This is a genomic window from Ralstonia sp. GX3-BWBA (genome assembly GCF_003290055.1).
Classification (GTDB): domain Bacteria; phylum Pseudomonadota; class Gammaproteobacteria; order Burkholderiales; family Burkholderiaceae; genus Ralstonia; species Ralstonia holmesii.
In genome coordinates, this window is the sequence record NZ_QMKS01000028.1 from 88,269 (window position 1) to 110,346 (window position 22,078).

A 22,078-nucleotide genomic window follows, 5' to 3' on the forward strand; every position below is an offset into this window, starting at 1 on the left:
CCTATGGGATACGCGAAGCAGGCATCCCCAGTCGGGACACTCGCCCCGCATGGGTTCAAATTCAATTTGATGGTTAGCTGTCCGCCAAGACGTTCAGCTACCGTCCAGCAAATGCCTCACGCTTAACGTGGCATGTCGACAGTCGCCAGTTCAGGCGCTCGTTCGACGCCCGGCCAGCACCGCACTGTAAAGTGCGACGACATCCAGCTCTCCGCTTGCGATTTCCTTGAGGGCGTCATCTGAGAGTGCTGTGAGAATGCCGATCGAGCGAGATTGCCGCCCGATTTCAGCAGCTTGCCTCCACTGCTCCCGGCTCATTTGGGCCGCTGCAGCGTTGGGATTCGCGGACACAAAGCCCACCAGAGTGTGCTTCACTTGCCAAAAAACACTCTTCTTCATGGATCATGCTCCAAGATGGATGCGGAGCTGACATCCCCAAGCGGAGGTATGCTCCCCGCTTGGGTTGATTGAATATCACCGCATTACGGTGACGCGGCCAACTTCGGCCAGTATCGGCTAGTTGCGGTCTAGCTACCGTTGGAATACTGCGCAAGATTACCACGGAAGAATTCCTATCAGGAAGCTAGCCAAGGCGAAGCTCAGTACAGTTTCCGCCACGGCACTTCCCTCCCCGGCCCCTCGGAGCCGCAGCACGTTTCTCAGATCGAAATGAAAAAGCGCCCACCGCCTCCCCGTGAAGGGAGCGCGGCAGGCGCCAATTGGTACTGATCAGCTCTGCTGCGTACTCGCTGTTGCAAGCTTGCGAGCGCGTAGCTCAAGGTGCGGATAAAGCGGCAATTCCTTTAGCATCTCAACTGCCTTGTCAGCGACAGCAAGGCGGTCACCCCAACGCAGGAGGTCCTCTTGCGAGTAGTCGTTGTTGATCTCGACCTTCATGTCTCTCAACTCGAGCGCATCCGTCAAGAGCGACTCGAGCACACCTGAAGGTTCAACTGCGACATGTGCGGAAGTCTCATCTTCGTAGTGACGAACAGCGCGCCCCATCTCCGACAAGAAATCCACACCCGTTCTGTCGCAGTGGTGCATCAGATCGCACAGAAGATCTCCGACCACGCTCTCTTGCTCGCAGTTGGTTGCGCGCTGAAATGCGTCCAAAGCTTGGCGGGCCCACATTGCGCGTTCATCGTTCAAGCCGTCCAGGTCAGGAACGCCTTGCACTACGTCCGCCGGCTCACCTTCAACCGCGGCATGCGGCGCGATGTCGATGAGGAAAACGCTGCCGGGATAGCGCTTCACCAATTCTTCTTGGACCGCGCTCGCGTCGGAAAGACAGACAAATCTCACCGCCTCTTCTATGTTCGACGTCTGCGGCGGCGTTGCCGCTGGCTCGCCGCCGACGTCTTCAGGACTATGCGCTACATAGGAATTCGGAGGAGTCTGACTGGATAGAATGACATAGTCTTCCCCGCCCTTCGGCTTACGGTAACGTCCCAAAGTTTCGGGGAAGTCGTCGAACTTCACGATCTCGATGCCCGGACCTGTGTACGAACCGATTTCACAGTACACATGTACGTTGTCCACAGCGACGCCGGCCCCTTGCATTTCAGAGATCAGGGCCTTGTAGGCGTCACGATTGAACAATCCATCCACGACCGCAATTACCCGCTTGGCTTTTGCATGACTGGCAACAAGAAACCGGTACCCGTCGTGCAGTGTCAGACCAACCATACTGCCCCAGTCGCTCAGGACCTTGCGCTTCAGCAGCGCCGACGGAATGCGATCTTGCAAGGCCGACCACATCGCCGCAGTCCTGGCGGCATCCAGTTGATCCTGATCGATCTCGCCCAGGCTTCGCACACCGAAGAATTCCAAGACGCTGCTGACGACCGCGACCGTGTACGGGCCGTTGTGCCCCAACTTGACAGCGTCAACCAGTGCATCCGTGGAATCCCGGCAGTCTTGCAGCTCATGGATCTGAGTCAGCTGCAATGACAGCACCTTTTGCGTGACGTCGATGCCGTAGCCTTCGTCAATGTCCGTGGCGTAGTCGTTGATCCACGCCTGAGGCTGAAAGAATGCCTCGATTAGCTTGGTGTGCACCGTGCCAGTGTGATGTTTTTCCATGAACCTGCTCCTGAATTGGTATCGCGAAGCAGGCAGACCCTTTCGGGGCTGCGTGCCCCGCTTGGGTTTAGAGACTCGCCTTGGCGGCGAGGTACTGATCACCGATTAATCGACGACGGTGTGGTTGAGTCGATATCGGTGGTTAGGATTCCAGGCGGTTAGTCAGCCGCACCAGGATCTGGTCATCAGGGCTCGTCCCCGGCCCGTAAATGTCGAAATTCTCGACGCAGAGCCGGAAGATGAACTCCCACGCATGGTCGGGCATCTCATGAGCTTCGGTGCCGTCAAAGTCCGACGCAGGGTTGACCAGCACAACGACGTCGGAATGCTCGGTCGGCTCCCCGCCTTCGTGCCAGGTGAATTTCGTCTGGCCGTTGTTCAACCACGCGATGAACGCTGGGTCTTTGAACAACGCGGGCGCGTTCACAACCAAAGACTGGGCGCGTTTGACCTTCAGCTTTGGATCACGCAGCAAATCAAGAACCATTTTGATGCTCCTGTTGAAACGTGCGGAGCAAGTCCCGCGCAGGGCTGCTTGCCCCGCTTGGGTTGATAGAGTCACCGGAGAACGGTGAAATTGAACGAGGCCTGATCAGGCTTCGCTTTGGCTGGTTCTGGCCCAGCTACCATGCAAAATCCGTATCAGGATAGCACGAAATTCCCAACAAGAAGCTGTGGCACCTTTTGCCAGTATCGTCTAGCCGCATCCTGCGCGACTGCGCTGTCACGCTCAAATTTCACAGCTCTGTGTGACGGGATCATGCTTCTCATTCGGCCTGTACCCTGTTTGGTGCGGTAGTGGATCTGCAGGGAAAGGGAATACCCCTCTACAATGCTGGCAGTCCGTCCCCGGTCCGTGTTCGCAGAACGGAGATAGCGGCTCTCCCCAGTGAGGTGGGCGTCTGCTTGACATCGCGTGCCCCTGCCTTAACGGGGACGCATCCAACCGTCTGGACCATTCTCGAAGCCGCGCTTATCAGTACGACTGAGCGGAATGCTCTTAAGGCCCGGAAGCCGCTGCCGAATCATTGCAAGGGCTTTTCGACGCACTCTGTATTCCTCAAAGGCGTGCCAAGCGCAACGAAGAAGCGCGCCTGAGGTAGCGACAGCGACGATTGAAGCGATAGTCATGAGACCCATTGGAAGCCTTGCGGTTGTACTCCAGATGCAGAGACCATCAGCGATTGCACGTTGATGAGCTTGGATTCCAGCTCACGGTCGGCCATCCTGCTTCGGGGGCAAAAACGACTTTCCCGCACGGACCGCACCGTACACAACGGTATGCCCGACATCGCCAGTATGGAAGTTGAACTCATACGGCACAGCGGGACTCGGCTGCCAGGCGGGAACGCCAGCAGCTACGCATTCTGCGATAGATGCGCTGGACGCTGAGGTAGCAACTTCGGGGAATGACAGATCTTCCGGAAAGCACTCGACAAAGTTCGAAGTGCTGTTCTTGATAGCCTCAACGTACGCTCGGGCAGTTGCCTCGTCCGCAAACGTCATCGCATGGTCGATTGGCTGATGCATGGTCGAAAACAATGCCGTATCGAACGCGTGATAGAGCAATGTTCCAAGTGAGGCCGAATGAATGAGGACCCGCATACAATTTCCTATTGTTCAGTCGGCTTATCGTACTGCCGACAGTTGTCGCAGTATCCATCCACAACACCATTGTCGTCCAACAGTTGATGGCTATCCGTGTACCAGTGGCAGCATGGACATTTCTCGACGTTGTGATCCAACAGCAAGGCGGTCAACTCTTTCTGTGTCATACCGTTCGCTTCAATGACCCTTTCAAACCCATTTCCGAAGCCGGTCACCGTATCAAGAAGCTCAGCGATTTCCACGTCGTATCCTATGCAGTCCGGCGGGGTATCGCCGATTCTTGCCGCCCCTGTCGGCTATTCGTCGCTATCAATCGTTCCATTGCCAGTCGGTGATTTCGCTCTGAAAGGGCGACGTTCATCAGTGCTCGCCGCTCCTTCACCGCTGGCGAGGCGAACCTTTCAATGTGCGCGTCAATCTCGGAAGTGGTCATCTTCTGCGTCTGCCTGACAGTCAGGGCAAATGACAAGCGCGACCAGCGCGTAGGCATCAGTGGGACGTCACTATCGATGTCCCAAGCCGCAATGCCATCTGGTCCAAGTACTACAAAGCCCTTCGGCAGACTCTTGCGCCCTGCAAGTCGATCCCACAATTGCATCAACATATGAAAGTCCTCTGAGCCTACTTCCAGGTGCCTGAAACGATGTTCGGATGAGTACGCATCGAAATTTGCCGTGCGCCGTCCTGAAACCTCGACGCATCCTCTTTGGCCAAGCGCACGGCCTCGGAATCTGGAAACGTAACGGCGACCGTATCGGCCGCTGCCTCGTACCATCTGGCCATCGCCTCGTAGTACATCTTCCATATCCTCGCTTGCTTGCAATCCCGCCGTGGCGGCTTCGGTTGCCCCGACGAATCTGACTTCTTCATATGCGCTCGCCACTTATAGGTTCGCTTTGGCTGAATCGACGCGGAAACAAAGTCCATCCACCGCAAAGCTTCCAGATGCACTCAAGGCTGTCGGTTTGTGTGCTGGTGAGCCGCAGCCCTCAAGATGCCCGAGACCACCTCAAAGACACATGCAGCAAGTGCAGTAGCAAATATCACTGCATGAAGAGGATGTTCCACGTACCAGTCTGGTTGGAACACGCGGACAAGCAAGCACAGGACCACCTGAATATAGGTGAAGCGCAAGAGTTTTTCGAAGAGCTCATCCATTCGTGTCTTCCCTCTAGTGTTGACCTCGTTTGACGTCGGCGACCCGGCGCCATATCAGCCCGGCCTGACAGCACCCTGCCAGGACAACGAGAAGTCCCCAAATGCCAACAGAAAAGTCCCGCTGTTGAATCAGTAGCGCCGCAACAGCGAGCGCGGCAGCAAGGGTCAAGCGCAAAGCCCAATCGCACTTGGATTCCCGACTGAAAAGCAGCAAGGCGACGTCACCAATCGCCAAGACAACCAGCCCTACAGCGGCAACATCAAAAACACTCATCACCCGTTTCTCACAAGTTCGGCCTGCCAGAGTTGTGTTACCCCGACAGATACCGAGTGGTCGCGTATAGCGCAATGGACACTATCGACGAAAATGCCCCTTCACTTGAGCATCAAGCCCATCTTCTGCTGCCTTTGAACGCTGAAACGGCTAACCGCGGCGCATCCCGGTCCCGTTCAGCACACTCCGTAATCATAGGCAACAAGGCGTCCAGCACGATTGACTCCGACTTGGCCTCCATCCACGCTCATCACCCAGTCAGGCTCATGGCCAAATCGACTCACAATTTCCTGGCTGGAAAGCGGGTTCACGAACTCCATGAAGACGACCGGCACCTCATCGAACACGGCCAAGCGTGTCCGGGGATACTGAATATGCCATTCGCAGCCTAGACTTTCCGGAGCGTTCGACACGGACCCTTCCCAGTCATTGTCCCGGATTCCAAGAAAGTTCTTGGGCAATTTGACGACATAGCCGCCCCGCATCTGGAACACGTTGCGGGTGCGGCCCGCCCATGCAGCAAAGGATCGGCGGGCAAAACGTTCATGGAGCCCCATTAGGACACCGTCTACGTCTTCGTCAACGTAAACGAAGATGCCATTAGGGTGAGAGAGCTCCTGCTCATCGGTTGGGTTGATGATGATCGATTGCATCGTCACAGTCTGTCACGTGGCACTGGCAATATCCCGATGATTTTCTCAAGCGGAAGACACGTCGATCGGCATCTTCCTAAGCAATGTGGTGCACAGTGAGAAATAGCCGTTCTCCAAGCGCGGCGCAAAGTCACGTACCCACTGCGCCGCGAGCGGCGAGCGCAGCGCCGCCTCCACACGGTTGAGCACTCCCGGCTCAGCAGAAACGATGCTCAGGTTGTGGTTGATGGGCAAGATTCCCGGCGGCACGCGCACAGCCTTTGGCGATGTCGCGATCCTCGGCACCAATAGCGACTCACAGGACAAATCCATGCGGTGAAACGTCTCCGGTGGCATCCAAAAGACCCCACGCCTGCCGCGAGCTGCCATTTTGTGCATATTGCGCTGCAAATGCTCCATCACGACCTGACAAGGCTGTTCGCCCGGCTCAGTCTTTATCGCAAATCGCTTAGGCACTCCAAGACTGCCACCGTCGATATCGTCGGTATCAACGGCCGGCACCAAATACTCACCAGGTAGTTGTGCGGCAACGTCTTCGTCCACGACGAAAATTCCTGGAGTCCCAAGCCACGGCGCAATTCGTACCTCGGCGATTTGTTCAAGCGTAGGCATGCCCTCGTAGCGGCTTTCATCAACGCCTGGATAGATGGGCCTCTCGGTTAGGACACGGACGTCCTGGAGAACTTCGGAGCCCTCGTCCGACTTTGCTGTTGCATTCAACACGACAGAAACTGGGTGGATTCGTGGCGGCGTTCCAGCGCGACGATTCTTGGGGCGGTAGAACACAGAGCCGGCATCCAAGCGCTCAAGATGGGAAATCGCCAGTCGGGCCCCCAATTCTGCTCGCAGCTGCGACGCACCGGAATTGAAGAGCCATCGATCCGAAGTCACCAGACCGATCTGGCCATTGGGATGGATGGATCGACTGCAGCGCTCCAAGAAGCTATGCAGAAGATCATAGGCAGCGAACGCCGGAACGTGTCTGGAGTATTCGTCCTGCAGAACACGCGGGACATTCACCCAGCGCAAATATGGAGGATTGCCGGCCACCGCATGGTAAGTAGGTGTTCGAGGCCCTTCTGTGAGGAAATCGCGGTTGTGAACCATCGACTCAGCCGCCTCGGTGGCAAGGGTATGGTCATAGCCATGTCGGCTTAACGTAGCCGCTACTCGCGCACGTGCTTCGATGCACGCGCCTGCGTGAACCTCCCAACCTTCGACTTGGGCCCGCAGACTGTCAACACTCGGACGAGCCTGGCCGCTGGCGGCAAGCAATTTTCCAAGAGCACGCTCAAGGAACATTCCGTCACCGCAACTTGGATCGACCAACTTGCGCCCATCACGTGGCCAGTCAAGCCGACCAAGGAGGTCATCGACGACCGGGGCTGCCGTGTAGATAGCCGTCGCGTGATGCAACCGCTCTACCGCTTCTGTTCGCGCCAGATCTACTTGTGCGATGTGCGAATGTTGATGATCAATCGTTTGTTCGGGCATTGCGAGTTCCTCTAGGCACCTGGCACTCTGCATCTACCTCTGGGTTGACGTGGGGGTGCGGCGCGGCGTTTGCGATTGAAGCCATCATGCCGCGGCTTGATGTGAATACAAGCCCGCACGGATCCGCGAAATGCGGGAAGCAATCAGGAAGCGGTGCCGAGCGCCTAGTCGCTCCAGCACTCGTACCACCGCCTCATGCCGGAAAACTCCCGAGATAATGAGGGACTACTACGCTTCGGACCCACTTCGAACGGTAGCCCAATCGGCGTCGCCTTTGTCGACGGCTTCCAATCTGTCGAGCACCTTCCCAATCCAATCGCGCATGTTGGGTGTGAACATTCGGATCGCACTTCGCAGGCCTGGAATGTCGAGTGCCTCAAGTGACGCTGCGTTGTTGCGCCGCGTCGCCAACGTCTTTGCGATCAAGTGCTGCAATTCCGAACGGAACTGCTCGATATAGGCCTCCGGCTCCGCCCCCCAATTGAGTTGGCACTCCTCACCAGGCTCGTCGGTCCCTTCGTCTGATTCCGACTCAACAGTGAAAAACGCCCGCTCTACCGCCGCCAAGCACAAAGATCGGCGTTGCGCATTGGCTGCATTCGCGAGAAGGATCGGCAGCGTTCTCGCCGCCGGTCCTACGCCGAAGATTTCGAATAGCTTTTGCAGCGCTTCTGCATTCGCCCGCTGGGCCGGAATCGATTCCGACGTAGCGGCCGCGTTGGCTTCATGCCCCTTGCAGCAAGAGATGGGTGCAGTCTGCTGCAACTCGTGCAGGACGCTTTCCTCGATCACGCGCAGATTGATTGACTCGTCGTCCACCCATTCGCCACGATCGTGGTCATACCGGTGGACAAACAGGCTACGCTCATGGAGCTCTTCGGTGGGCTCGCCCTCCATCTCTGGGATGGTGTAGCTATCGAGTGGCCCGCCATAGGTCGGGAGCAAGCCCAGCTCGGGATGTTCCAACACCATGAAGAAATCCCGGCGCGTAATGGGGCACTTTGATGGGAATGCAGCATGCTTCGCTGCCCCGTGGATGAGCTCGCTCGCCGATGCCCCCTCTGAAGCTAGAAGCGCCCGGGCAACAGCGGCCCAAGTTAATGAATCAACCGGAGTCTCCGCGGATGGCGACCGCTCGATGATGCTTTTGGCCACCTTGAGTAGGTAGTCGCTCGCAGTGGTGCCCCTGGTGTTTGCGAAAATCGTCAGGACGTCGTCGTTAGTGAGCTCCATCGGCTCGGCCTGCGGGCCGGGGCCGGAATCGACCGGGTCACCCACTTCCTCGGCCGATGGCTCGGTACTGCCCCCCCACAGAGCCTTCAATATTTCCGGACCGGACGGTAAGACCTGCGCCGATGCATGGGACAGGTAGGCCGCGATCACAGCTTGGCTTTCCCGCGCCGTCGCCTGCTCACCAAGCATTTCCGTGAGTTGGAGTTCCGACGTACCGAGGCGCGCGCGCACCTCCTCAAGCGCCATTTCGAAACCTGCCAACTCAGGGGCATTCCGGGCGCATGCGAGAGCTTCTACATCCGCCAGGACCTTGAATACGGCGGCAGCTACGGCGTCGGCGCGCAAGTACTCGATATCGCCCCCTCCGGCACTGTGCGCACACCACGTGACGTGCTTAAGAGCCTCGAAATCTGCATCACGCGGGCAATCATCTCCAATTTGAAGAAAGACCCGTTCCGGACAGTTCGTCAGCATTTCGTTCCCTCGCGTTTTGTCCAGTACTTAGTTGAGCACGACCTGATGTGCCGCTTCCCGCTCGCGACGGTGCAGCGCATGTTCAGCGTCGACTGCAGTGGGTCCAAGAAATGAGCCGCCTTTTTCCGGGGAGTGCACGTCCCAGGCAATGAGACCATCCTTGTAACGGGCGATCGCGACTTCCAAGTCGAACCCGCCGAAGAACTTTAGCAAGGCCTCCGTTTGGCGCAGCGTGATAGTGGTTTGCGTGGACATCAACTTGATGACGTCGGCGCTCAAGTGCTCAAGGCGGGAGGTCTCGTGCAAACCCTCTTGCAACTTCATGACCCCTTCGACGCAGTTCTCCATGTTTTCGAGAGCCTGAGCTGGCTGCGACACGTTATCCTTGATGTTGCGCAACCACTGCAGGCCATTGGTGGCCACATCCGCCCACTCGTTGGCCAGAAAGCGCCAATCAATTGCAGGACTTTGGTCACAAGGTTGCGGCTTAAGGGCCGCGACTCGCTTTGCGATTCTCTTGCAAAGGTCGAAGTCTTCGCGCGACAAAGTGCGGCCGGCCTCTTCGTTAATGATCTGAAGCACTTCAGCATTTCCGCTTCGCCCGGGCTGGTGCGATTTAGCATCGCTCGCCACGGGCCACGGCTCATACATCCAGTGCGTTACGTTGCGTGCCAACCCGGTGCCCGGCTCCCCGTCGTCAGGGTTGCACTCGTAGAAATCGGACACCTTCATATGGTGAAACCGGACGCCGCCGTAGTCGTGATCTTGGGTAAAGCCAATCACTTTCGCCTTCTCGTCGTACGCGGGGAAGCGGTCGGTAACCGGGATCATGCGAAATTCTGGCGATCGTTCCACCACGTGCGCAGGTAAATGCACTACAAAACGCGGTGCGTCCGCCCCTGACGACTCCAGCTCAAGCTTGATCGCGTCCCTGTGCGGCATGCACACGAGGATTTCCTCCCCGGATTTGGCGTCGCCCTCATCGTCGGCCAGTTTTCCGATGGCGTCAGCGCACTCGCCGGCAGCTTCCAGGCTTACCCACCTCGTTCCAGAGAGCGCCTCGATTGCCCGCTTAGCTTCGCCAAGCGCGTGCTGGCGGATGTACCGTGCCGAAGGCGTGCGCCACAGTGCCGCCTTGGCAATTGACCGAAACGCCGCTTCTACCTGCTCAGGCGCAACCCCGCCCGTATCGTGGACCAGCCGTTCGACAGTCGCTACTTCCGGGACCATCATTAGAAGGGTATCCACTGCGTTTTCGTCAGCCCTCACCAGATCAGCGATGGGCTGGATGTACAGATGGGTTCCGACTGGCACCTTTGCAGCCTCAAAGCACGCCATGGTGAACCCGCTAGTTCCAGGCATGCCGCCGGCGATACCGACCATGCTTGCTTCGACGTGCCGACGGTAATCTTCAAGGTGATTTGGGCACAGCGCCTTGATGACAACGTCCGGGCCGAGGGCTTCGGCCGCCTTCAAGACAGCATCGTAGAGTTCGGCCTTAAGTTTCTCGGTGACAGTCAGCATGAGCGCTTCTCCATGGTTGTCGATTTGGCGACTTGTTCTGGTGCTTGTCCGTTGGAAGCGGCCATCGGTCCATTGATGGCCAGCTCAGGTGCTTGAACAACCGGCTTCAACAAGCTGATCGTCGTCGGAAGGACGTCGAGTACTGCCTCGGCGATCAAGGCAACTTCTTCCCGACCCGTCTTAGTCGAGCAGTCGCCGGGCGCGGAGAGCTTGTCGACAAGGGGATACTTCTCGTCGATGTCATCGCACGTGTACGAGAGACTGTGCTCGCTCAGTACACCGTGGATCAGGTCATACAGTGCTTTGCGTGTATCCGTAGGTGTTGGTTGCGCTTCCGAACACGGGCTGTATGCAATCACCTCATAGCCATTTGCCTTCCACTGTTCGGCGACATCCCTGTCCTCAGTGATGGGGACGCACACGGCCTTGTGGGTCGTTTTCCAGATCGAGGTCGACACAGAAGCCGCGGGACGATCAGCGCATTCAACGATTGGGGAATCGTTCTTGCCTTTCGTTTTCACCGCCTTGACGCCATTTGTCTCGACATCGCAAGGCCGCCACTGATGGCCGCAGTTATGGCAACGATGGGACCGGTGCGGAGGATTGGTCCAGCGCGGTACGCCAGCCATAGCCGTGCCGGGCTCGTCCGCCGCATCGATATGCTGGGTGTTGCACTTCGGACATAACAGCACCATGTCGATCGGTACCGTCACAGCCTCAGAACCCACGCGCGACAGCATCGCATGCACGACTTCGCTTGGCATCCAGACTGTGATGCCGTCGCTTTCATCCAGGTACGCTTCGAGTGCGGCCTTCAGTTTCTGATCGTCGGTTAGCATGCACGGCTCTCCTTTTGTCCGGAAGTGATAGCCGCTTCGATGGCGGCTTTGGCGCTGTCGTACCGGCATCGTGACAAGTAGGCATTGCCGCGATTGCTGGGAAGCATCTCCGGCTCCCATTCCCCCTGTTTGTTGAGGCACTCGTCCATGCGCTGCACCTTCCATTTGTCAGCGCCGCCGGCTTGCGGGCAACGCTGAATCAGGGTGGGGTTCGTCGGATCACTTCCTATGAGCACGTAACGATCGACCGTTACGCAGGCGGCCTCGACGGCGCCGACGAACTGATTTGCACTGAAAGCCCGCAGGGTCGGTGAGAACAACCAACAGTTCCAGCCATTCCCTTCGGAGATCGCGAACATCCGACGCGCTTCATGTTCGCTGTCGTAGTTGCATGCTCCTCGCTCGGCGTCATCGAACATCAAGAGCCAACGAGGATCTCGCTGATCGCCTGGCTGACAGTACACGCCAACACCAGTCCTAGCGGGCTCGGGTTGAGGCATGCCTTTTTGGTCCGCTAGCCAGTTCTCGACCAGTTGATTGAGTCGGTCCACCATGGCATCGTCATTGTCGGCACAGCAATGGTCGCAGTTGCTCGAGAACTTCCCACCCTCGAATGTCAGCTCCGTATGTCCGTCGATGCAGTGTTCGCAAGCACGTCCGTCCAACCCGTGGGAAGGCATGTCGGCGGCTGCGCGCTCGCGAACAAGCATTTCGAGGCAGGCCTCCCGATTCCTGCAGGCGTTGAAGGGGCTCTCAACGTCGGCAGCCTGCTGTGGCGTCACCGTACCGGGCAGGAACAATTCAGCGTGCCTGCGTCCGTCTCCTGCAGCCTGACCCATTGCAGCCGCAACTAGGTCACGTAAGACAGCGATCGCGTTGACCCCTCCTCCGAGAATCCCCGCGATGTTTGTTGGCGCACCCTCTACGCCGGCGAGAAGATCGCTAAGTTGATTGACGGTCAGGCCGCCGTATTTCGTTTCCATGAATCGGTCCCTTGTGTCGCGCCATGCCTTCGCCAGCACATACCTACGTGGACTCAATATACGGAGACGCATCGCAGGTTCTAGGGCCGGTGACTCAATGGGACGACGCCAATTTCGGTATTCGTACCCTTGCCGGGTTCGGGCTCCAATCGGGAATCGATCATTGGCGTCACACCAATCCGATGCTTCGGCTGCAGCCCCTTTGACTTTGATGGAGCCACCTCACGCGGGGCCGCTGCACTCCAAGTTGGAATCTTGGACTTTCTAGCAACGCCACCTATCTAGTTCCTTACGCCCCAGACCCAAGAAGTAACCGCCCTCATTGACCAACCATTTTACTTCCCATCACGAATTTATGAACACCAAGCACGAGGGGAATCTTGGTTTCTCGCGTAGACGATTCGTGCGCGACCGACTTAACGCCAGAGAGTGCGCGAAGGTCGGAAACGAGGCTACCTATCGGATCTACCGGCCCAGCAAACCCTGAGCTCGATGGCGTGCGTGGAATCAGGTCTAGTGCCCTTTGACACACAAATTGAGGCCCAAAAGCTCAAAAAAAAACGTCGCGCTTCTCAGCACGACGCGGGGGAATGATTCTCGACGACAGATGGGGATCGCCGTAGAACCTGCGGGTTGCACAAATCGAGGCCTATTCGCCCATCAGGTGAGAGGGTCCATGGACGAACGGGTCAATGGCTCCGACTTGCACAGGGCAGAGTATGCCACATTAGTTCTTGTCAGGAACTTGTTTTGTTTCATCTCAACCACACCACATTTCTTAAGCACCTGCGTGCGCTTTACATCTGCTCGTTGCAGGTGTTGTCTGCACGCTACTCCAGAGCGAGGATCGAGAGACCCGTGGGCAGCGCTATTGGGAATTGCGTTTGGGTTTTTGCCTCATCGGCGGCTTAGTGCGACCGCCTACGAGGGCCCGAACGGAACTCACTGGTGCCGCATGAGGAACGCAGCCCCTGATAGCCGCGACTACAGCTCGTGAATTCCCGCGTCAAAATTCGGAATGCTCGAAGGGCTTGGCCAGTGTTGGCCCCGAATCCGTAACGATCAGTTCTCTACCGGACTTCGGATTTGGAGAAGGTTTGTCCAAGCCCCTTCGAATCCGGGGACCGGTGACCGAACAACTGCGCCGCTAGGTGCGAACGCGTTATTGGTCACATCGGGCCTGAAGTGAACTTAGCGCCACATGACCCACGTTAGGCGACTGCTTACCGGGATGCGGCGCAATCCCAGTACAGCACGATCACGTAAGTGCCTCACGAACCACTTTTAGCAGCAAAAGCAGCGCTTCCCGCTAAACTAAAGCGTCACCTTTTAGTTTTGCTGTACAGCAAAACTAGCGATTTTTGCTAAACTAACGCCATCCTAGGTACTTTTGCTGTACAGCAAAACTAACGAATCCGTCTTCACATGATCGAAGATCCTCAATCCGCAGCAGAGAGCACTCGTCTCGCACACCAGTACGAGATGGGTGACCTCCTTTGCATCGCATTGACCGAAAGGACCAACGGCAGGATCGTCAGTCGCGCAGACGAAGTGGAGACGGGCCAAGGCATCCGGCTCGATCTTCTTCTAAGGCTGGAGGCGGCCGGCGAAACTCTCAATATTGCGGTCGAAACGCTCCGCCACGCCTACCCACGCGACATCCAAGGCGCGGTGTGGCGGCTCGAAGAATACAAGCTGGCTGCTGGTCCCGATATGGAAATCATTCCCATGGTGGCAGCCGAGGCGCTTAGTCCAGGCGCCCGCGAGCAACTTCGGAATCGAGGGATTGCCTACTTTGAGCGAAATGGCAATCTGCACCTGCGCCGGCACCACTGGTGGCTCGACATAGAGCGTCCGCCGCTCACTGTTGCAAAGAGAGAGGCAACTACACTCTTCACGGATGCGAGGGAGATGGTCGTCCACGCTTTGCTCATGCATCGTGGCGAATGGCTCACGGGCAGCGAACTCGCTCGGGTTTCCCAAGCGTCTCAGTACACGTGCTCATTGGTTTTGCAGGACCTCGAACGTCGTGAGTGGTGCGAGTCGAGCGGAGCCGGCCGCACCCTCCGCCGCATGCTCACGCAACCGCGACGACTGCTCGATGCATGGGCGGAGCAATGGACAAAGCGCAAGGAGCAGCGGCACCGCTACTACGTGTTCACCCAGAACCCAAAAAACCTGATCTTTGAGCTATCTGCGCAGGCCGACAAGTCGGGGACCAACTTCCCATGGGCGTTCACTGGTACCGCAGCGGCCAATGATTTCGCACCGCTTCTTACCAGCGTCGATACCGCTGAAATCATCGTGCCGCCCAATCGCGTTCAAGAGCTAGCTGACGCCTTGAGGCTGAAGCCCGTCAGCAAGGGACACAACGTCACCCTGATAGAGCGCACCGGCGCGAGCCTCATGTTCAGCGAAGTCCATCCGCTGTATGAGGCCCACTCAGCGAGTCCGTTCATCCTCTATTTGGATCTGCTCGACGGCCGAGGTCGCAACAAAGAACTGGCCGCACACCTACTAGAGAAACTGGGGATCTAATCCATGTCTGCAATCAAACCGACAAGTGCCGCCGGCTATCAACCCGAGGTGACCATTGCCTGCGAACGCGCATTGCTCACGCTTATGGGGGCATTCGGCAGCCTCAAAAAATCACTGCGACTTGTTGGTGGCCTGGTGCCCCGCTACCTCACTCCTGCTGCGCCGCCGGATGTGCCAGCTCACGCCGGTACGTCCGACGTCGATGTAGTCCTCAACATTCGGGTGCTCGCTGACGGTGAGGGCTACGCATCGTTAGCCGATCAGTTGAAGAAGCGAGGCTTCGAGCGGCACGTGAATGCCGAAGGCAAGTCCACTGCGTGGCGTTGGAAGCGGAAAGTGGACGAACACCTGCACGTGGTGATCGAATTCCTACAAGATGCCGGGGAAGCGAATCCTGGTAGGCCTGTAAGCATCGACGGCGAGCGCGTTTCGGCATTGACCGTCCAGTACGTCGGGATCGTTCACGACTGGTACCAGGAACGTGTAGTCACCGCCGAGCTACTTGACGGCGCTGGGACGTCGACTGAAACGGTGCGGTTCGCAGACGTTCCGGCCTTCATCATTCTGAAGGCGCTGGCACTGGACGATCGCCACGAGAACAAGGATGCGGCGGACCTTATCCACGTTCTGCGTTACGCCGGCACGCCAGAAGAGGTAGCCAAGATGTTCGTGGACCGGGAGCAGTCCGGGCTCCACCCTGGTGCGATCCAAGCTGGCCTAGAAGCCCTGCGCCTTCGCTTTTGTGATGATGAGCACGGCGAGGGTTACCTTAAGTTGGGGCCGATTTCGTTCGCGCACTTCTACGGCGATAGCGGAGATGACGATGATCTCGTCCGTGAACAGCGCTTTGCTTCAGGCCTCGTCCAAGCGTTGCTTGACAGCATCCAGGCCACCCGCAGAAGCGTTGTTTCAGCCGATTAGTCGGTCCGACTGGCCTTCCTCAAGCGGCCATGCGTTAGACGGATGAAGGACTCGCAATCCCTCAACCGTCAAGGACTGCTCTGGAGTGAACAGCATCATTGCAAGAGCCAACATTGCTTTGACTGCCTCCTCCGGATCACTGGGCAGGACAAAGCCGTGCGCTTCAGCCAGCTTCTGCGCCTCGCCCCGAGCGGATGCCGCCGATTCCGGAAAGGCCGGATCGCTCCAGTGGCGCTTTCCACTGAGAAGGTAAGGCAGAACGTGACCCAAGGTCCTTAGTGCATCGCTCGTCTGCTCATCCTCCCTGGCCAGGACGGAAGCGCCAGACTCGAGCACGTAGCGCATCTCTTCCACGAAATCGTGACGTGTGCGCTCCAGCATCGCTATCCGTGCCGCCAGCCCATCTATCACCTGGTCTTGTTCCCGCAGTTGGGAGGTCAGCTTGTCAGTTTCAAGCCGATGGCGCCGTGAGCTTACAAACATGAAGCAGATCTCCTTGTCACTCCGAATCCCCTTTTTCAGTTCGGTTTGCGTGGTCACGAAGGCCGATGCAATAAAGGCTAACGCTCGACAGCGTTTTGCTGGGCTTTTGAGGACTTGGACGTGCCCCGCGGCAATTCCAAGGCCCAGGATAGGAGAGGCTATGCCCTCTATTCCGAGCTGCTTTAGGCCCAGCCGATACGGCTAGGCCAATTACAGTCTGACCCAGACATTTGGAGACCAGTACGCGCCAGGCAACTCCGAACCGTCTTCAATCATCACACCGTGCCCATCTCGCACCTCGACCACTCGCCCGCCAACGAACCGGCACACCAACTCGAGTTGCGAGAATTCAAACTCACTGCCGAGATGAATCCAGCCGTTCAGTTCCGGATTCCAGAAACGCCCGCGATCGTCGATGCGGACGAAGCGTCCAGTAGCGTCAATCTCCCCGTCGACGCAGCATGAGTACTCTTCGTCGTCTGGCATATCCTTTGACTGGAAGGACCAGCCCGTACGGGCTGCCACGGGAAACAGATCGCAGTCTTGCGCGATCTTGATAGTCGAAAAATCGCTCATACCTGCGTCACCTTCAATTTGTCGATGGAGCCGCTTCGGCTCGCCAGGCTCACTGCCTGAGTTCTGGCGTACGGCTATGAGGATTAGCCACTCTTATGCTCTTTCAGAACGGCATCGAATGCCGCCGTACCGGAAGTGCGCGTGCAACCGAGCACGGAGCGATGATTTCCAAGGGGGGGGCATGAACCGGCTTGGGAGTACGAAACATAGCCCCCTTGATGGCCGACATTCACCGCCTGCAGAAACTCTATCTCGGTCACTTGCAGCGCCATAAATTCGGCGCGCGTGGACTGGCTCAATTCCGCCGGCGGGAGGCACATTCGACTGACCATAATTTCTGTCATACCGGGCTTCCGGCCCTTACGCGGGGCGCCACGCGCCAATCGTTGATAGAGTTCAGCGAATGCCCTCTACGTAGTGAGCCTCTAAGTGCTCGGGTGTGTCGCGCCAATACCTCGACGACCCGACGGTGCCCATCGACAACAACCACGTCGAGCGACAGATCCGGCCGGTTGCCCTGGGTCGCTCCAATTGGTTGTTTGCAGGCTCACTGCGCGCCGGTCAACGCGCGGCTGCCGTCATGAGCCTGATCCAATCGGCCAAGCTCAACGGGCACGATCCCTACGCCTATCTGAAAGACGTCCTCACGCGACTGCCGACCCACAAGGCGGCCGACATCGCCGAACTGCTCCCGCATCGCTGGACGCCCAGCGCCACCTAGCTGGCAAGACGGGTTCACCGGGTGCTTACGGTGTTCGCGCTGTGCTGGCGTCAGAGGAATTCCAATTTGAACTTGCCTGGCCAGCTGCAGCAGATCGGCGTGTATCCGCCGAATTGTCGAGAGCATGCCCCGGATATAGTGTTCCTTGAACATGCCCTCGCCGGCCAAGGCATTGGGTAGCATGCGCAGCGCCCAAAACTGTTCAAGCGCCTCAGATCGAAAGATCGTCTGCTCGACGGTTTGACAATCTTCCGCAGCGCGCTTTGTCTTTCGCTTGCCGAGATACGCACTGCATGCGGACCATGCACTGACAGCAGCCATCACGCCTACGGCGACGTACGGGATGAGGGCGTACGAATTCCTTAGATTCAGTTCTTCCACGAGGATCCCACCGCTAGTTGTCGCTGGCTGGTCGAAATTAATCAGCGAACCAAGCTACAGCGTCGGCCATTTTATGCCGCCGAACTTCTTGCTAGGAAATGGTATCACTGTTGAACGTGGGGGCCACTTTGATGTTGCTCATCTGGGCGTCCGTCAAGGACGCTTTCAGCCGTGGCTATCTGGCTTCGGCCGGCACGGTCTTTGGTGCGGCACCCGTCACCGCGCATCCCCCGTTATGGGTTGCCATCGGCACCCATAAGGTCCGCGAATGGTGGCATTGCGCCTAGCTCATGCATCGCCCGCGCATACTCAGCTCGCATGCGGGCGCCGAGACTCTCCAGCTGGTCCGCCGTCATATATCCCAACCGGACGTCGTCGGCTTCCTGACTCAAGTCTGGAACGAACGTGCCGTCCTCAATGCGCTGCCAGTTGCCGGTCAGGCGGGCGCGAGGGTCATCGTGCAGTTTCGTCCATCCCGAATTTCTCAGGTGCTCCACTCCACTTTGCCGCAGTGCGTCTCGATGTAACCATGGCCCTTTGCCATGCTGCTTGTCGCCACAAGCGAGATGCAAGACCCAGGTCTTGTTTTGGCCGACTACGAAACCCGTAGGCACGCGCGCCATCAAGACTTGTTCCCCAGCTTCCACGATCCGCAAACAGCATCGACACCGGTGTCGGTGCTTGCGCCGGTTGTGTTGGTACGTCAACTCGAAAAGTGGTGCCGGCGGCTTCATTGCGCAGCGGCCTTTTCAAGCGCACCACCGGCGCCAAGCATTTGAGCAAGCTCAAACTCTACCGCGCGACCGCAAGTCGCGTCATCGCCAGGTTGGTATCTTCCGCGCCCCTCTCCCAACGGGAGGACGACGACGGGCGGCCAGCCAAACTGATCCGCTGTGATATCGGCCAAGAACGGTTTCCCATCTTGAGTCCGCCCTTCGACCCAATAGTGGCCGTGCCAGGCCCCGGTCTTGTCCTGCGCGCCGCCGTCACCGGCCCCATCCCCACCGCGGACCACCGTTTCACAGTTTCCAAATCGGTCGAGCGCCTGCTGGAGCAGGATCGACCCGTACAAGCACGTCCCCGCTGTGCCGGCGATTTTTTCGATGGCAAGCAAATGCTCAAAGATGCCTCGAATGCTCGAACAAAGTTCTTCGACAGGCTGCAACTGGCTCATTGATGGTCCTTCTCGTCCGTACCGACGATAGCGCGCTTGTTCGCTTGCATCTGGGCAAGAGCGTCGAGCGCCTCCTCGCCAGCCAAAGAGGGAAGCAGCGCTATCTCCTGCCGCCACAAGTTGCCGCTTTCTCGGATGAAGAGGAAGCCGGCGTCGGAAAGTCTGAGCGCCGTTTGGGAGACCTTCGTGCGTTTCAACTCTTGCGCTCCGACGCATTGCTCGAGCAACCGACATGCCGTTCCCCCCAGTCGCTCCAACTGGAATGCCGCAGCCTGGGCGTCCGCAACCGTCTCGTAGTGCAGCAGCATCGCTCTGTTAGCCGCGGGTGGGCGTCATGGCTTCAGCAACGCCGATTGCCCATTTTGACGCGTAGTCCGTATGCCCCGTCGCCAATCGTTCTGCACGCTCGACATCCTGCATCGACGGCCTCTTCAGCCCCAACTTGTCGGCCTGAAAGCTCGCCTCGCGATGGACCGCAACTGGCTCCGCCGCTAGCCATTCTTCTACCGTACGCTCGCTGCGCTTGGACGCTTTCTTCCCTGTTCAAATAGTCAGGAGTTTGACCACACCGACTCCACCCAAGAAGATGGCTGCAACGCCCCAAGCGGGTAAGCCGAGGGCAAGCCCAACCGCACCGCACGCCGCCGCAAAGCACACACCGGCCACAATCTTCCCGCGTTGAATTTCGCGATACTGCCTTTCCGCCTCCTTGTACGCAGCGTCGGCAGCTGCAAGCCGCACATCGTTCTGAATGCCGCCTGCTTTGCAGGCGGCTCTAACGGCGTCTCGTTGCTGCTGCACGCGAAGTAAGTTTTCTCTTGATGCGCTCATTACTGTTTACCCATTAATGAATGTCAGGCGCGCGAACCACCACTTCTACTTGATCGTTCTCGGCGTTCCCATACGGAGGACCAGCATCAGCAGCGTTCACTTCGTCATCGCCGCATTGCACGACAACGCACGGGTTGCCGGTCTCGCCGGCCTGAAGCGATGCGGACTCAATTTGGCCGCTCCACAACTGCATCTCATCCGTCTCGATGCACAGCTCGATGTCCTGATCGTCGGCAATGCCCTCAATGAGCGCTCGCAGTTCTTTCGCTTTCATTTTTCCAGTTAGCGGGCGCGAGGCACCGGGCTGATGAACTCGTTGGGAAGTTCGGAGGCCTTGTCAGCGCCTCTCAAGCGCCGATAGATCCAGGCGACGAGGTAGACGACTCCAGCACCGGCCAGCGGCAAATAGGCCAGTAAGGCGAGGCCGGACAGAGCGCATAGACCTAGTGGCGGATTATCTGCCATGGGCGAGAGGCTGAGATTCCCGCAAACGCCATTCCATGCACGGTGGACGATAAAGAAGAGCCCAATGGCGATCATTGAGTAGATCAGTACGCAGCCCATACTCAGAGCGAATCGGTGCGCAATTTTCATCTGACTTTTCCTTTCATTGATCACCATCTTTGTGTCGTTGCTCGACACCATTCGCGTCAACGTGACGGACCGACTCCCAAACTTCTTGAACGGCTGAACGGACACGGTCCACAGCGGGATCATCAGCCGCGCGGCGTTGGGCAGCGACGGCAATGGTGAGAGCCACGAGTGCGACAAGTCCGAGTGCTAACCAGATGGCCATGTTGTTTCCTTTCCCGTTACGGTTTATATCCGGGCTGATGTATAGGATCGGTCGGGTGCCCTCCACAAATTCGACACCAGAACACCCCATCCGACGGACGATCCATCGGGACAACGGTATGACCAATCAGCTCCCTTTCCTCGTTGTAGTAACGAGGATCGAGACGAGGCAGTCCGGCCCAATCGAGCGGCTTCTTACCGTTTCGGCTCACGGGCATTTTTCCTTGTCAGACCACACGGTCGGGCGTCTTGCGCCGTGCGGCCTCGATCGCGCGGTCAGCCCACACGACTGCGAGAGCTTGGCTGCTGGTACGGAATCGATCGGCACTTCCGTCGTCTCGGATGAACTTGCCAGAGTGGGCCTGTGTGTCGATTTGTGCCTGCGCACGCTGATCTGTGGTTGGTGCGAACATCGCCATTCCCTCAGTTTTTCCGTTGCTACGCTGCTCGACTACTTGCCTGTCGTTGTCTGTCATCCTCGGTAACGGGGACGTCGCGGAGGGCATCCCAAAGCCCGTATAACTCGCTGAGCGTGCGCAGCGGCAATGAGCCATAGCCGTTTGCTGTACGCCAGGCATTGTGGGAAGACGATTCTGTGTCGGTCCACGCTTTCATCTGCGCGTATGGTCCATACGTGATGTCAGCAATATCACCGTTGCGCCACTCTTCCGCTTTGAAGAGGCCATTCCCTTCATTTCGAATGATGAAGCCCGAATCGGTCCCGTCATCGTACAGATAGGTCTGGCACTCTCCGGGGCCTGGGATTTCGTTTTCCGGATTTTCTCCATCTGCCCGCCCGGCACGATGTCCCTGGAATGTTGACCACGCTTCATCGCTTGTTTCAGGTCGGTATCCCAGATTCTTCCAGGCCAGTACGCCACGGACATAGCCCGCGGCATAGACACGATCAGGATGTTGATCCATTTCACGTACCTTTGCCCGCTCTGCCTCGGCAGTTCCATCGTGGAATCCCCAGTTAAATCGCACACGGTCTGGAAAGGAAGAGTCGTTCGTCGGCTTTTGCGAGACTTCCGGCGTGCCCTCCTCGAGCACGCGATTGACGTTGAGGCCGGAAGGCTCGATTACGACTTGGGTACTCGACTCGGGCTTGATGTTCAGCATATTCCTGCTCCTACAAAGAAAATTGCGAAGCAGGTGCCCCCACGGGGTCACAAGCCCCGCATGGGTTAAAGACGTCCACCAGGTGGTGAACAGAACCGCGGCTCAGAGGCCGCGTTGGTTGGCTTCAATCCGGCGGCTACTGCGCCGGCGAGCTCCCTGCAAAACGGACGACCTCCGCGATTCGTCGGTAAACCTGGTTACCTATGTCGAC

Annotated in this window: 22 protein-coding genes and 1 pseudogene; 3 read left to right on the forward strand and 20 right to left on the reverse strand. The window is 57.9% G+C overall.

Annotated features, from left to right (window positions below; translation table 11 throughout):
* Positions 1-150 precede the first annotated feature (150 nt).
* From DOD19_RS26140 to DOD19_RS26205, 12 genes are all read right to left on the reverse strand, one after another.
* Entirely contained in the window at positions 151-399 is a 249-nt protein-coding gene (locus DOD19_RS26140) for a hypothetical protein (RefSeq protein ID WP_024979530.1), read from the reverse strand.
* A gap of 330 nt (positions 400-729) precedes the next feature.
* A complete protein-coding gene (locus DOD19_RS26145; protein ID WP_024979529.1) occupies positions 730-2,085 on the reverse strand; it encodes a hypothetical protein in 1,356 nt (451 codons plus the stop codon).
* A 142-nt stretch (positions 2,086-2,227) separates the two neighbouring features.
* Positions 2,228-2,572, reverse strand: a complete 345-nt coding sequence (locus DOD19_RS26150; RefSeq protein WP_024979528.1) for a hypothetical protein — start codon at positions 2,570-2,572, stop codon at positions 2,228-2,230.
* Positions 2,573-3,297: 725 nt separating this feature from the next.
* Positions 3,298-3,690, reverse strand: coding sequence for a hypothetical protein (locus tag DOD19_RS26155; protein ID WP_024979527.1), 393 nt, complete (start codon positions 3,688-3,690; stop codon positions 3,298-3,300).
* A gap of 8 nt (positions 3,691-3,698) precedes the next feature.
* Positions 3,699-3,935 carry a hypothetical protein gene (locus tag DOD19_RS26160; RefSeq protein ID WP_024979526.1) on the reverse strand — a complete coding sequence of 79 codons (237 nt, stop codon included), beginning with the start codon at positions 3,933-3,935 and terminating at the stop codon, positions 3,699-3,701.
* Positions 3,936-4,314: 379 nt separating this feature from the next.
* On the reverse strand, positions 4,315-4,491 hold the full coding sequence (locus tag DOD19_RS26165) for a hypothetical protein (RefSeq protein WP_231973504.1): 177 nt from the start codon (positions 4,489-4,491) through the stop codon (positions 4,315-4,317).
* Positions 4,492-5,301: 810 nt separating this feature from the next.
* Complete coding sequence (locus DOD19_RS26180; protein ID WP_037032544.1) at positions 5,302-5,778, reverse strand: hypothetical protein; 477 nt, start codon at positions 5,776-5,778, stop codon at positions 5,302-5,304.
* A 45-nt stretch (positions 5,779-5,823) separates the two neighbouring features.
* Positions 5,824-7,272, reverse strand: coding sequence for an N-6 DNA methylase (locus tag DOD19_RS26185; protein ID WP_024979520.1), 1,449 nt, complete (start codon positions 7,270-7,272; stop codon positions 5,824-5,826).
* A 228-nt stretch (positions 7,273-7,500) separates the two neighbouring features.
* Complete coding sequence (locus DOD19_RS26190) at positions 7,501-8,979, reverse strand: hypothetical protein (protein ID WP_024979519.1); 1,479 nt, start codon at positions 8,977-8,979, stop codon at positions 7,501-7,503.
* A 27-nt stretch (positions 8,980-9,006) separates the two neighbouring features.
* A complete protein-coding gene (locus tag DOD19_RS26195; protein ID WP_024979518.1) occupies positions 9,007-10,503 on the reverse strand; it encodes a hypothetical protein in 1,497 nt (498 codons plus the stop codon).
* Positions 10,497-11,342, reverse strand: coding sequence for a hypothetical protein (locus tag DOD19_RS26200; protein ID WP_024979517.1), 846 nt, complete (start codon positions 11,340-11,342; stop codon positions 10,497-10,499). Before DOD19_RS26200 ends, DOD19_RS26195 begins: the two co-directional genes overlap by 7 nt.
* Positions 11,336-12,325: a hypothetical protein gene (locus DOD19_RS26205; protein WP_024979516.1), complete on the reverse strand. Its 990-nt coding sequence runs from the start codon at positions 12,323-12,325 to the stop codon at positions 11,336-11,338. The genes DOD19_RS26200 and DOD19_RS26205 overlap by 7 nt, the downstream gene beginning before the upstream one ends.
* Positions 12,326-13,750: 1,425 nt before the next feature.
* Here DOD19_RS26205 and DOD19_RS26210 point away from each other — a divergent pair.
* Positions 13,751-14,863 carry a type IV toxin-antitoxin system AbiEi family antitoxin gene (locus tag DOD19_RS26210; protein WP_024979515.1) on the forward strand — a complete coding sequence of 371 codons (1,113 nt, stop codon included), beginning with the start codon at positions 13,751-13,753 and terminating at the stop codon, positions 14,861-14,863.
* Between the two features lie 3 nt (positions 14,864-14,866).
* Positions 14,867-15,784 carry a hypothetical protein gene (locus tag DOD19_RS26215; RefSeq protein ID WP_024979514.1) on the forward strand — a complete coding sequence of 306 codons (918 nt, stop codon included), beginning with the start codon at positions 14,867-14,869 and terminating at the stop codon, positions 15,782-15,784.
* Here the strand turns inward: DOD19_RS26215 and DOD19_RS26220 are convergent.
* Both DOD19_RS26220 and DOD19_RS26225 read right to left on the reverse strand, forming a co-directional pair.
* The gene (locus DOD19_RS26220) at positions 15,773-16,324 is read right to left on the reverse strand and encodes a hypothetical protein (protein WP_231973512.1); all 552 of its coding nucleotides are present in this window, start codon (positions 16,322-16,324) and stop codon (positions 15,773-15,775) included. The two genes, DOD19_RS26215 and DOD19_RS26220, sit on opposite strands and share 12 nt — an antisense overlap.
* Positions 16,325-16,477: 153 nt before the next feature.
* Complete coding sequence (locus DOD19_RS26225; RefSeq protein WP_024979512.1) at positions 16,478-16,843, reverse strand: hypothetical protein; 366 nt, start codon at positions 16,841-16,843, stop codon at positions 16,478-16,480.
* A gap of 448 nt (positions 16,844-17,291) precedes the next feature.
* On the opposite strand from DOD19_RS26225, the pseudogene DOD19_RS26235 reads away from it, so the two are divergent.
* Positions 17,292-17,564 (forward strand): annotated as a pseudogene (locus DOD19_RS26235) (transposase domain-containing protein); the annotation flags it as partial.
* A gap of 1,111 nt (positions 17,565-18,675) precedes the next feature.
* On the opposite strand, the gene DOD19_RS26245 reads toward DOD19_RS26235, so the two are convergent.
* From DOD19_RS26245 to DOD19_RS27630, 6 genes are all read right to left on the reverse strand, one after another.
* Positions 18,676-19,119: a hypothetical protein gene (locus DOD19_RS26245; RefSeq protein ID WP_024979504.1), complete on the reverse strand. Its 444-nt coding sequence runs from the start codon at positions 19,117-19,119 to the stop codon at positions 18,676-18,678.
* Positions 19,116-19,427, reverse strand: a complete 312-nt coding sequence (locus DOD19_RS26250; RefSeq protein WP_024979503.1) for a hypothetical protein — start codon at positions 19,425-19,427, stop codon at positions 19,116-19,118. The genes DOD19_RS26245 and DOD19_RS26250 overlap by 4 nt, the downstream gene beginning before the upstream one ends.
* A gap of 536 nt (positions 19,428-19,963) precedes the next feature.
* Positions 19,964-20,224 carry a hypothetical protein gene (locus DOD19_RS26265; RefSeq protein WP_024979482.1) on the reverse strand — a complete coding sequence of 87 codons (261 nt, stop codon included), beginning with the start codon at positions 20,222-20,224 and terminating at the stop codon, positions 19,964-19,966.
* Between the two features lie 8 nt (positions 20,225-20,232).
* Positions 20,233-20,697, reverse strand: coding sequence for a hypothetical protein (locus tag DOD19_RS26270; RefSeq protein WP_064809138.1), 465 nt, complete (start codon positions 20,695-20,697; stop codon positions 20,233-20,235).
* A 275-nt stretch (positions 20,698-20,972) separates the two neighbouring features.
* Positions 20,973-21,158 (reverse strand): hypothetical protein, encoded by a 186-nt coding sequence (locus DOD19_RS26275; RefSeq protein ID WP_152543762.1) that lies wholly within the window; start codon positions 21,156-21,158, stop codon positions 20,973-20,975.
* Between the two features lie 25 nt (positions 21,159-21,183).
* Positions 21,184-21,867 carry a hypothetical protein gene (locus DOD19_RS27630; protein WP_162634494.1) on the reverse strand — a complete coding sequence of 228 codons (684 nt, stop codon included), beginning with the start codon at positions 21,865-21,867 and terminating at the stop codon, positions 21,184-21,186.
* Positions 21,868-22,078: the final 211 nt, after the last annotated feature.